The organism is Streptomyces sp. NPDC050856 (assembly GCF_040653855.1).
In the GTDB taxonomy this organism is placed as follows: Bacteria; Actinomycetota; Actinomycetes; order Streptomycetales; family Streptomycetaceae; genus Streptomyces.
Map to the genome: position 1 here is coordinate 63,118 of NZ_JBFAGV010000031.1, position 11,254 is coordinate 74,371.

Below are 11,254 nucleotides of genomic sequence, written 5' to 3' on the forward strand. Positions count from 1 at the left end.
ACCGTCCCGCCAGACGGCGGGGCCCGGAGCCGGGAGCGCCGGCCGTGGCGGCCACGCGGACCGTCCACGCCGGGCCGGCGGACTGGCGCCGCGTGGAGGGGTCCCCGCGTCGGTCAGCGGGGCGCGAAGGCGGACACCACGTCCGCGGCGGCCAGCAGACGCACCTCGGCCGCGTCCTGACCGAGCGGATACACGGCGAACACCTCGCTCCCCTCACGCAGGACCAGATCACCCCGGAGCACATGCGCCAACTGCGGCTCGGCCGACTGTCCGTGGCCGGCCGCGTCGGTGTCCGGTGAGCCGATCCGGGCGGCGAAGGACGGCACGGCCTCCCCGTCCCGTCGGCGGTACACATCGCGTCCACCGTCCGCGCGGCGTACCACCACGGTCCTCGCCCTGGCCGCCGCCTGCCACACGGCCAGCTCACCGAGGCTGACGCGGGCGCCCGACGTGAACAGCTCCGTGAGCCGGTGTGCCAGGGTCGCCAGGGCGTGAGCGTGGCGCCAGACGGCGTGCTCGGTGCCCGTCACGCCCTTGACGACGTCGAGCCAGCGCATCCTGCCCGCCTCCACATCCACCAGCAGCGGGACGCACGCGCGGGAGCGCCCGGTGAGGTCGAAGCGCTGTTCCACGGCGCGCGGGTCGAACACCGGGCCCACGGCGCCCGGTTCCTCCCGGAGCATGAACCCGGCGAACGCCTCCCCCAGTTCACCGAAGGGCACGTTGTTGTACGAGTACACCACCGCCACCACGTACCTGACCCCGGCCGCAGCCAGGCGGTCCAGATCCAGGTCCACGAACTCGCTGGCGCCCAGGGGCGGCGGCGCGCTCTGCAGGTCGCCCGAGTGCACGGCGGCCGTGTGCTCGTACCGCAGGCTGGTGTAGTCGCACACGCCGAGCTGCCTCCAGCGCGCGTCGAACATGGCGGCGGACAGGTCCAGGTCCGTCCTGCCCGACGAGGCGCTCTCCACCCAGTGCAGGAACAGACGCAGCGTCCGCCCGTCCGGGAGAGCCAGTTCGCTGCCGCGCGGCAACGTCACCAGCGCTCGCGACGCGGTCCGCTCCGTGAACGGGGCGACGACGTCGTGCAGCGCGGCGTCCACCACGGCGACGTCCACCGGGGCCCCGGCCGCGGCCCGCCGCAGGGCCTCCGCGGTCAGCACGCCCACCACGCGTTCCACGACACCGGCCGGCAACGGCGCCCGGACATCGTCGATCACATGCGTCTTGGCCGCGCCGCCCTTGGGGAAGAACACCCGCGCCGGCCGCTCCCGCGCCCGGGTGCGGAGCTCACCGAGGGCGCTCAGCAGGACCGCGGGGGAGACGTCCCCCACCGCCCGCTCCAGGCCCTGCACGACCGGATGAGCGCCGTCCTCGCCGGTGAGGCGGAGGAGGTGGTCGAGGCGGCGCACCAGCTCGCCCGGGCGCCGGACGAGCAGCGCGAGAGCCGCGCCGGGGTCGCGGGCGGCCAGGGCCGCCTCCACCCGGCTGCTCCAGCCGTGTACGGCGACGGTGCCGCCCGAGACGTCGATGTGCGCATGGTCCCGCGCCGCGGCCCGCAGGCAGGCGGACAGCCGGTCGTCACCGAGGCGCATCCCGCGCAGCGCGGCGAACGCGAGGGCGGCTCGCGGAAAGCGGCCGGCGTACTCGAACGGGTGCAGCCGCTCCGCCGCGTGGATCCAGGCCCGCTCGTACCGTCGCATGTCCTGGACGGCCGAGGCCGGGTCCAGCGCGTCGACGACCGCCAGCAGGGCACGGCGCAGCGGCCGCGGCACCGGGGCGAAGCGCGGGATCCCGACGAGTCCGGCGTCACCACCGGAGCGCACCACGAGCACCCGCAGCACGTCGGTGGCCGTGTCCACCAGCCCGCTCACCGCGGGCAGTGCCGTCGGGTGGGCGGCCGGGTCGGCCAGCAGCCACGCCACGACCCGGGCCTTGGTCTGCCGGCCCGGCACGGTGGCCGGCAGCCAGGACAGGTCGTCGCGGGACCGGGCGTCCAGCAGAACGGCCAGATCGTCGGAGTCCTGGGGGCTCAGCGCGCCCGTACGGGCCAGCAGCGCGTCGAGTTCGCGCCGGGCGTCGGCGTCCCGCGCGGCCAGGTCACCGCCGTACGACAGCCGGCGCAACCGGTCAGGAAGGGTGGGCCCGCGGCGCAGGATCCGACGCGGGCGCCGTGGGCGCAGAAACGGTTCGTCGGAGTCGAGGCGCCGCTCACAGACGGGGCACGCGGACAGATCGGCACCGTCGAAGCACGTGCCGCACACCAGATGGGCACACGGCGAGAGCGCGCGCACACTGTCCACGTCGCCGCACAGCACGCACGGCTGCTCCGGGTGCTGGTACAGCAGGGTGACGACGCGGTCGGCGTAGTGCGCGTACGTGTCGCGGGGAACACTGTCCGGGAAGCCCCGGAACAACGGCTCGTGCTTGCGGTGGGCACCCAGGGCACGGTCGATGTCCCCGAGCAGCCGACGGCCGGCCAGGCCGAGCTCGGCGGTGTCCAGCGCGGCGAACGCGGACCGCAGCGCCGGCGCCAGCAGGTAACCGCGCTCCACGAGGTCCACCTCGAGCAGCGCCACCGCGCCGTGCGCGCCCTCGGCGGCCGGCCCGGTCGCGCCGGGCGGGTAGACGGCACCCCGACGCGACAGCAGGACGGCGGCGACACTCCGCCCACCCGCCTCGGACGTGGCGGTCTTCGCTCGATCGGGCCTCGTGATGTCGGACATGAGACGTCTCCTCCCCCTCCCGGTCGGCCGGGTGTGGCGCGGGGCGGGAATGGAGCACGCTGATTCATCGCAGGAAGTTGAGAAGGAAGCGCACCCGGGAGCCGCCCCGCGCCACGCAGAAAGTAGCAGGTCACCCGGGCCCGGCTCATCCGGATATCACCCGGCCGCCCGGGGCTCCGGGTCCTCCTTGCCCAACGCCCCTCAACGGCAACGCAGTTCGGGCGGGCGGCGGCCCATCGAGCCGTGACATCCGGGGAGCACATGGTCGACGGCCTTGTACGGTGCGTGCGGTCCTGGCCGGACAGAGCGGGCGGACCACGACGACAAGGGGGACCGCGACATGCGCGCGCCGCAGGAGCCGAGCCTGACCGAGCGGATGACCCACCGCTTCCACCTCGGCTGTTTCGCCACCCTGCTGCCCTACGAGCTGCGCCCGGCGGCCCTGGAGGCGTGGCTCACCGTCGACCGCGCCCTGTTCTTCCTCGGTCACGACATGCCCTCCCCCGTGCGGGAGAGCGTGCTCGACCGGGGCAGCGGCCGGCTCCGGGCCGCCCTCGCGGCCGCCGTGCGCGACCCGAAGACCCAGGACGGCCTGATCGACCTCGACGATCCGGACGTCGACGCCCGCCTCATCGACAACCACCAACTGGGCTACGAGCAGGAGTGCCGCCTGCGTCTGCGCTCCCCGGCCGCCGTCGCGGCGGGCCGCTGGTACCACGACCGCAACCACCGGCGCGCCCTCCTGTCGGCCGACCCCGACCTCGCGGCGGCCGCACTGATCGACCAGCGCGGCGAGTGCGAGCCGACCGCGCGCGCCACCGCCTGGGCCACGGTCCGGCGGCACGGCGGCGCGGCGCGGCTGCGGAACCTGGTGGCGGCGCTGCCCGAGCGCCCGGACCCGGTCAGCGCCGCGGTCGTGGCGGCCTGCGGCCAGGCCGACCCGGAACCGCACCTGGACACGGTGGAGGACACCTGGCTCGGCACCGGCGCGCTGCTACGGCGCCTGCGAGCCGTGACGGAACCCGACCAACAGCGCACCGCGCGGGCGGTGCGGTCGGTCCTGGACCAGCCCTACCGGATCGACTGGCCGCTGATCGCGGCGGCCCGGCTCGGCCACCGGCTCCCGCGCCCGGCGGCGCGCGCACTGATGGCCCGCCCGGACTGCCCACCGGAAGTGGCCGCGGTGCTGCGGACCGGCCGGCCCGCACGCCCCGGCCGGCCGCTGCCCGCACCGGCGGGCGTGCCCGCGCCTCCGGCGCCTGGCTCCGGCAGCCGCCGGCGCCCGCCGTGGGTGCCCGCGTGGCGACCCCCCGGGACGACCGGACCGCTCGGGCCGAGCGCCGAGTCGGCGCGCCGGACACTGCGGACGGCGCCGGTCTGCTACCGGGCACCGGACGGACCGACCCTGGACCACGTCGAGGCGGCGATCGAACGCGGGCAGCTCTCGGCGGCCGAGGCGGTGGCGCTGATGCGCCCGGCGAGTGTGCTGACGTCCTGGGTCGGACAGGCGTCGGGACACGCGGACGTCAGCCGTGCCGCGTGGAGCGGACGCGCCGCCCTCCATGTGGCCACCGCCGCGCTGCTGGCCCGGTGGGCGGCGGGTGAGGTGTCCGAGGAGCGGTGGATGGCGCTCCACCCGCTGATCCGGCGGTTCCCCGGCTCACTTCCCGAACTGCTCGACTCGGTGAGCACCGGGAAGCCCGACTGACGCCCCGGCGCGGCCCGTACCGGCCCGGAGCCCGTACCGGCCCGGAGCCCGTACCGCCCTGCGGCCCACGCCCCGGGGCTCGGGGCCGGCGGGGCCGTTGGGCAGGCCCGGGAAGCCTTGACCCTTACCCGTGCCGAATCGCGTGGACCAGTCCGGCGACGAGGTTCGCCCGCTCGGCCATGGCCTCGATCACGAGGTACTCGTGGTCCGCGTGGGCACCGCCCCCGACCGCCCCGAGGCCGTCCAGGGTGGGGACCCCCAGAGCGGCCGTGAAGTTGCCGTCGCTCCCGCCCCCGACCGCCTTGCCTTCGAGGCCGGGAAGCAACCGCTTCGCCATGGCGAACAACTCGGCCGATGCCGACTCGGGCATGGGGGGCCGGCTGACGCATCCCCGGACCGCGATCTCCGCCCCGTCGAGATGCGGAGCCAGCGCGGCGAAAGCGGCTTCGACGCGTTCCTTCTCGTCGGCCGACCCGACCCGGACGTCCACGACGACGGTCGCCTCCGCGGGAACGACGTTGTCCAGGGTTCCGGCGGACGCGACGGTCGGGGTGACCGTCGTTCCCACGGCGGGCCGGCCCAGCGCCGCGATGTCCAGCACTTGGTGGGACGCTTCGACCAAGGCGTTCACCCCGGCCGCGGGCTCCAGGCCGGCGTGCGACGCCCGGCCCGTGACGGAGACCGTGAACGTCCCGCAGCCCTTACGGCCGGTCTTCAGGGCCCCGCCGTCGGCGGCACCCTCCACCACGAGTACGGCGCCGCAGGCGATGGCGCGCTCCTCGATGAGGGCACGTGAGGAGTGGGAGCCGACCTCTTCGTCGGCGGTCACCAGTATCTCGACGCCCGACCGGTCGTCGAGCGTCGCCAGGCCGTGCACGGCCTGCACAAGACCGCCCAGCATGTCGAAGACCCCGGGCCCGGTCGCCTGCCCGCCCCGGACCGTGAACGGGCGGCGCCCCAGGGTGCCGAGCGGGAACACCGTGTCGTGGTGCCCGAGGACCAGCACCTTGGGATCGCCCCCGGCCGACCAGTGGACGTGCGGCCCGCCTGAGCTCCCGACGAGAGCGGCTCGCCCGCCCAGCCGGCTCTCGATGACAGCGGCGACAGCCCTGGCCGACGCCGCCAGCGCGTTGAGATCACGCGATGGGGACTCCACCTCGACAAGTGTCCTGAGGTCCTCGATCATCGCGTCAACACTCACGCCGACGGTCCTGTGCATCGCCATGAGTGCGAGGGTACTGCGTGTGTTGTGGTCAACCTCCCGGCTCCGTCGCTCAGAGCTCAGAGCTCAGAGCTCAGAACTCCGCGTCTCCGGCCCGGAGTTCAGGAGCCGCGCGGACACCCTCGGGGCAGGGCTTGTGTGTCCGCGGGTCGCTCTTCACCAGATGCTTCCGTTCGGTCGGGACGGGTGGAGCCCGTCCCCCCGTGGCGGGCTCCTGGGAACAATTCTGGCGGGGACGCCGTGGCGGTACATCGTCCGGCAGGCCGATCCGCGTCTCCGCCACGCGGCAGCGGCCCCTCCTCCCTCCGGAGGAGCCGTGGCCGGACGCGGACACGGCCGACACCGGACGCCGGGACCGCCGTTGCGGTCGTCCGGGCACGCTCGCCCTCGGCGCGGGCGGACTCCGGCTTCGCCGGGAGGGGAGGGGTGACAGGCGCCAGGGGTACCGCAAGACTGCGGTCATGAGCACCGCTTCGGTCACCCAGGCCTATCTCCGCCGCATCGGCGCCACGCACCCCGCCCGTCCTGACGCCCACGCCCTGCGTGAACTGCAGCTGCGGCACCTCCTCACGGTGCCCTTCGAGAACCTTTCCATCCATCTCGGCGAGGACATCGTCCTGGAGGAGAAGGCCCTGCTCGACAAGGTGGTCCATGCCCGCCGGGGCGGCTTCTGCTACGAACTGGGCGGCGCCTTCGGCGCGTTGCTGCGCGACCTCGGTTTCGACGTCGCGCATCTCCAGGCGCGCGTCATCGAAGAGGAGGGCCGGTTCGGGATCCCCTACGACCATCTCGCGCTGCGTGTGGAGACCGACGACGGCACCGGCCCCTGGCTCGTGGACGTCGGATTCGGTGACCACAGCCACTACCCCCTCGCCCTGGACGACCGGGGTGAACAGGAGGATCCCGGCGGGACGTTCCGTATCGTGGAGACGCCCGACGGCGACGTGGACGTCCTGCGGAACGGGCGGGCGCGGTACCGCGTCGAGCGGCGCACCCGCGAGCTGTCCGACTTCCAGGTCGGCGCTTGGTACCACCGCACGTCGCCGGCCTCGCACTTCACCCGGTCCCCGGTGTGTTCCCGCCTCACCGGGGACGGGCGGATCACCCTCAGCGGACGGAAGCTGGTCACCACGGTGGGGGGCGAGCGCGCGGAACGGATGCTGGAGGGTGACGACGAGGTGCTGGCCGCCTACCGTGACCACTTCGGGATCGCCCTGGACCGGCTGCCGTCCGAGCCGTCCGGTCACGACGGCTGAGGCCGGGCGGTCTCCGGCGCCCGGCCTCACCCCCGCCGCACGGGTGCGCCACGCGCAAAGGCCCGGACCGCCGTTCCGCCCGTGAGCACCCCCGGCGTGGCCGCCCGGCGGGGCGGCCAGGGACCGTGAGCGGTCATGAGGCACGCGGGGTGCGGGTCACTGGCGTGGCGGGCCGCCGGTGCGGGGCCGTCACTCGGTGACGGGGGGCACCTCCGTGCCCGCCGTCTCGGTCAGGGCGCGTTCCATGGTGTCGGCGAGGAGGTTGAGGGCGTCCAGCACTTCGCCCCGCGCCGGGCCGAGGCCGGCCAGCAGTTCGGCTTCCGTGGCGAGCTGGCGGGGGAAGAGGGCGTCGACGGCGGCTCTGCCCGCCTCGGTGACGGCCACCAGGGAGGCACGGCGATCGGCGGGGTGTGAGGTGCGCTCGACGAAGCCGCGCTTTTCGAGCTTGGCCAGGGCCTTGCTGATGCCCGCGCGGGACATTCCGCGGTGCTCGGCGATACGGCGGGCGATGACCGGCTTGTCCAGGTGCCTCAGCGGCACGAGGAGGTCCAGTTCGGGTGCGGTGAGGGGGGCGCCCTCGTAGAGGGGTTCGACCGCGCGGTCGCGCATGGCCATGATGCGCTTGAGGAGGCCGACGATCTCCATGGGTGAGGTGTCCAGGCCCGGGTGGTGGGCGGCCCACTGCGCACGGGCGGACGGTAGGGAAGGCAGCACGGCGGGACGACCCCTCTTTGTCAACCAGAGAACTACTTGTTAACTTGTCTCCATGGTAAGCAGCCCTCCCCCCGAAAGCGAGATACGGGCCGCGGCGCGCGCCCCCGCCACCGTGAGCCCGCCCGATCGGGCCCCGGCCGGTCTGCTGGTGGTCCTGGGCGCCCTGACGGCGGTCGCCCCGCTGGCGACCGACATGTACGTGCCGGGGCTCCCCGCCATGGGCGCCGCCCTGCACACCGGCAGCACCACCGTCCAGCTGACGATGACCGCTTTCCTGGCCGGGATGGTCGCGGGCCAGATCCTCCTCGGCCCGCTCAGCGACAGCCTTGGGCGGCGCCGGCCGCTGCTCTTCGGCTGCGCGGGATTCATTTTGTTCTCCCTGGTGTGCGCGGTCGCGCCGAGCGCCTCGCTCCTCATGGCCGCCCGTTTCCTCCAGGGCGCGGCCGGTGCTGTCGGCATGGTCGTGGCCCGTGCGGTGATCACCGACCGGTTCCACGGGCCGGACGTTCCCCGGTACTTCGCCGTGCTCTCCCAGATACTGGGTGTGGCTCCCGTCGCCGCGCCCGTACTGGGCGGCGCGGTCCTGGCCGTGTCCACCTGGCGGGGGGTCTTCTGGGTCCTCTGCCTGATCGGTCTGTTGCTGCTGGTGGGCGTGCTGGCCAAGGTGCCCGAGTCGTTGCCGCCCGACCGCCGCCACGGTGGCGGACCGGCCGGCACGTTCCGCGCCATGGGACACCTGACGCGCAGCCGTCCCTTCATGGGGCACGTCCTGGTGCTGGGCTTCGCGTCGGCGGCCCTGTTCGCCTACATCGGCGGATCCAGTTTCGTCTTCGAGCGGGTGCACGGCGTCTCCGCCGGTGTGTATTCGCTGATCTTCGCGGTGAACGCCGTGGGCATGCTGCTCGGTGGCACCGCCTTCGCCAAGCTGGCCCGCCGCGTACCGCTGAACACGCTGCTGAGCTGGAGTCTCGCCGTCGCCGCCGGCGGAGCGCTCGCCCAGACAGCGGTCACCGGCCTTCTCGGCGAGACCTTCGCAGGGACCTGGCTCACCCTCTTCGTGATCATGTCCGGTATCGGCATGCTCATCCCGGCCACGATGAGCCTCGGCCAGAACCTCGGCCGTACCGCTCCGGGAGGGGCCTCCGCGCTCCTGGGCGCGCTGCAGTTCCTGTGCGGAGCCATCGCCTCCCCGCTCGTCGGCGCTCTCGGCGAGAGCAGTTCGCTGCCCATGGCGACGATCATGCTCGTCTCCCTGGCCCTGGCCGCCCTCGCGCTGCTGTGCCTGGTACGGCCCTGGCAGCGTCACGGCGAACCCTCCACCACCACCCATTGAGCCTTCCCTCCGCTTCCGGTCCGGCGCGGCCCGCGCACCGGACCGCGCGACCGAATCCCCCGACTGGAGACCCCGATGACCATCGAGTTCGCCACCCCGTACCGGACCCGCTCCCGTATCCCGGCCGAGCCGGGCCGGCCGTACTTCATCGAGAAGGGCCTGGGTGACCGCGCTCACCTCTTCGGTGACCTGATCACCATCTACGCCGGCGGCGAGCAGACCGAGAACACGTTCAACTTCTTCACCGCCGAAGGCCCCAAGGGTGAGATCATCCCTGCCCATCTGCACCCCGACACCTACGAGGTCTTCTACGTCACCGACGGAGCTGTGCGCCTGTTCGTGGAGGACCTCCGGGGCGAACAGCAGGAGAAGCTGCTCACCTCCGGCGACTTCGGGTTCGTGCCCAAGAACTGTCCCCACGCCTACCGCATGGAGCGCCACCACACCCGTATCGTCGGCGTCGCGGCCGGCCCCGGTGGCACCTTCGAGCGGTTCTTCGAGAACCTGGGCACCCCGGCCGAGGAACTCGGCCTGCCGCGCGAGCCGTACGTGCCCGAACCGCACAAGTTCGCCACCGTGCCCCAGCGGTACGACGTGCGCTTCCTGCCCGACCACCAGTGGCGCACCGGCAGCTGACCTCCCCTCAGCAGCCGCCACCTCCGTCGCCACCGTTTCCCCCGCCTCTCGCCTCTCGGCACCGCTCCCACCGGCGCCGTGGCCGCGCCCGGTCCCGGTCGCGGCCACGACGCCCCCCTCGCACCCACCCCGTCGGAAGAAAGCCCCCCCCATGACCGGCACCGCCGCCGTCGGCCTCGTCGACGTCCACGCCCACTTCGTCACCGACTCCTACGTACGCCAGGCGACGGAAGCCGGTCACGGCACCCCCGACGGCGTCCCCGCCTGGCCGTCCTGGTCCGCCGCCGCCCACATCGAGCTGATGGACCGCTGCCGCATCGACACCGCGATCCTGTCCGTCTCCTCACCCGGTGTGCACTTCGGGGACGACGCGGCCGCACGCCGCCTGGCCCGCGAGGTCAACGAGGACGGTGCCACCGCCGTCCGCGACCACCCCGGCCGCTTCGGCCTGTTCGCCTCCCTGCCCCTGCCCGACGTGGACGGCGCGCTGCGGGAGATCGAGCACGCCTTCGACGTTCTGGGCGCCGACGGAGTGGTCCTGGAGACCAACACCCACGGCACCTACCTCGGCAACCCCCTCCTGGAGCCGGTCTGGGCCGAGCTGAACCGCCGCGCCGCCGTGGTCTTCCTCCACCCCACCTCGCCCGTGTGCTGGGAGCGCTCGGCGCTCGGGCGGCCCCGTCCGATGATCGAGTTCGTCTTCGACACCGCCCGTACGGTCACCGACCTGCTGATGGCCGGCACCCTGGTACGCCACCCCCACCTCACGGTCATCGTTCCGCACTGCGGCGGCGCCCTGCCGGTCCTCGCCGACCGGATCAACGGTTTCATGAGGATGTTCATGCCCGCCGACGGCGACGCCCCCGACGCCGTCGAGCAATTGCACCACCTCTACTACGACCTCGCGGGCCCGGCCCTGCCTCGCCAACTGCCCGCCCTGCTGAGCCTGGTCGGCCCCGACCGCGTGCTCTACGGCAGCGACCACGTCTGGACGCCCGCGGCGGGGGTGGAGGAGCACGTCAACAGCGTCGACACCGCGCCCGCGCCGGCCGACGGCCTCACGTGGCGGTCCCTGACCACGGCCAACGCCCGGCGCGTCCTGCCCCGTCCCACCCTCTGACTCGCCGGGCCCCGCCGGGCCCCGCCGGTCCTCACGCCGGTCCTCGCGCCGGGACGGAGCCCCGGCCGACCATGGCGAGGTCGATCCCCTGGACCTACCCGCCCGCCTGCCCGCGCCGGCGTCATGCCAACGCCCGTCACCGCGACGTCCTGCCCGCCGGCCGCCGGGAAAGCGCCCGCTGGTAGCCCGCTGAAGCCACGGCGTCAGCGGTCGATCGGGTACGCGGAGCGCCGGACAGGTACGTCCGGCACCTGAAGGGGCCGTCTCATCGCCGCGCGTGGCGGATCTTCAGGCGTCCGAACCCGGTCACCGTCCCACTCCGGTGTCGTGCCGACGAAGCGAGCACACCAAGGCCCCGAGCAGGCAGGGGCGTTGCTGGGAGGCCGATCGTTTTTCCGCACGGCCGTGACGCGCCCGACCCGGCGAACCCGGTGCGGTGACGGAGCTAGGCAGTTTCGTTTGGATCAGCGGGCGGACCAGAGGAAGATGCCCGCGATGTGGAGTCCGGCCAGGTAGACGGTGGCGGTCTTCTCATAGCG

Annotated in this window: 8 protein-coding genes; 5 read left to right on the plus strand and 3 right to left on the minus strand. The window is 73.7% G+C overall.

Translation table 11 applies throughout. The features are described 5' to 3' along the window. Window positions 1–113: 113 nt before the first annotated feature. Window positions 114–2,726 carry an MXAN_6230/SCO0854 family RING domain-containing protein gene (locus AB0H53_RS24085; RefSeq protein WP_362116963.1) on the minus strand — a complete coding sequence of 871 codons (2,613 nt, stop codon included), beginning with the start codon at window positions 2,724–2,726 and terminating at the stop codon, window positions 114–116. A 340-nt stretch (window positions 2,727–3,066) separates the two neighbouring features. On the opposite strand from AB0H53_RS24085, the gene AB0H53_RS24090 reads away from it, so the two are divergent. Beyond that, entirely contained in the window at window positions 3,067–4,434 is a 1,368-nt protein-coding gene (locus tag AB0H53_RS24090) for a hypothetical protein (protein WP_362116966.1), read from the plus strand. A 124-nt stretch (window positions 4,435–4,558) separates the two neighbouring features. Here the strand turns inward: AB0H53_RS24090 and AB0H53_RS24095 are convergent, their stop codons facing one another. Then, window positions 4,559–5,653, minus strand: a complete 1,095-nt coding sequence (locus AB0H53_RS24095) for a M20 family metallopeptidase (protein WP_362116987.1) — start codon at window positions 5,651–5,653, stop codon at window positions 4,559–4,561. Between the two features lie 464 nt (window positions 5,654–6,117). Here AB0H53_RS24095 and AB0H53_RS24100 point away from each other — a divergent pair, with 464 nt between their 5' ends. Next, a complete protein-coding gene (locus tag AB0H53_RS24100) occupies window positions 6,118–6,912 on the plus strand; it encodes an arylamine N-acetyltransferase (RefSeq protein ID WP_362116969.1) in 795 nt (264 codons plus the stop codon). Window positions 6,913–7,101: 189 nt separating this feature from the next. On the opposite strand, the gene AB0H53_RS24105 is transcribed toward AB0H53_RS24100, so the two are convergent. Next, window positions 7,102–7,626: a MarR family transcriptional regulator gene (locus AB0H53_RS24105; protein WP_362116972.1), complete on the minus strand. Its 525-nt coding sequence runs from the start codon at window positions 7,624–7,626 to the stop codon at window positions 7,102–7,104. A 112-nt stretch (window positions 7,627–7,738) separates the two neighbouring features. On the opposite strand from AB0H53_RS24105, the gene AB0H53_RS24110 reads away from it, so the two are divergent. From AB0H53_RS24110 to AB0H53_RS24120, 3 genes are all read left to right on the plus strand, one after another. Further along, window positions 7,739–8,959 (plus strand): multidrug effflux MFS transporter, encoded by a 1,221-nt coding sequence (locus AB0H53_RS24110; RefSeq protein WP_362116975.1) that lies wholly within the window; start codon window positions 7,739–7,741, stop codon window positions 8,957–8,959. A 75-nt stretch (window positions 8,960–9,034) separates the two neighbouring features. Continuing rightward, entirely contained in the window at window positions 9,035–9,595 is a 561-nt protein-coding gene (locus tag AB0H53_RS24115; protein ID WP_362116978.1) for a quercetin 2,3-dioxygenase, read from the plus strand. A gap of 151 nt (window positions 9,596–9,746) precedes the next feature. Beyond that, entirely contained in the window at window positions 9,747–10,715 is a 969-nt protein-coding gene (locus AB0H53_RS24120) for an amidohydrolase family protein (RefSeq protein WP_362116981.1), read from the plus strand. The last annotated feature ends 539 nt before the right edge of the window (window positions 10,716–11,254 follow it).

Coding starts and splice junctions, on each gene's coding strand:
- AB0H53_RS24120 (WP_362116981.1), top strand. CDS start 9,747: ATGACCGGCACCGCCGCCGTCGGCCTCGTCGACGTCCACGCCCACTTC.
- AB0H53_RS24095 (WP_362116987.1), bottom strand. CDS start 5,653: ATGCACAGGACCGTCGGCGTGAGTGTTGACGCGATGATCGAGGACCTC.
- AB0H53_RS24100 (WP_362116969.1), top strand. CDS start 6,118: ATGAGCACCGCTTCGGTCACCCAGGCCTATCTCCGCCGCATCGGCGCC.
- AB0H53_RS24090 (WP_362116966.1), top strand. CDS start 3,067: ATGCGCGCGCCGCAGGAGCCGAGCCTGACCGAGCGGATGACCCACCGC.
- AB0H53_RS24085 (WP_362116963.1), bottom strand. CDS start 2,726: ATGTCCGACATCACGAGGCCCGATCGAGCGAAGACCGCCACGTCCGAG.
- AB0H53_RS24115 (WP_362116978.1), top strand. CDS start 9,035: ATGACCATCGAGTTCGCCACCCCGTACCGGACCCGCTCCCGTATCCCG.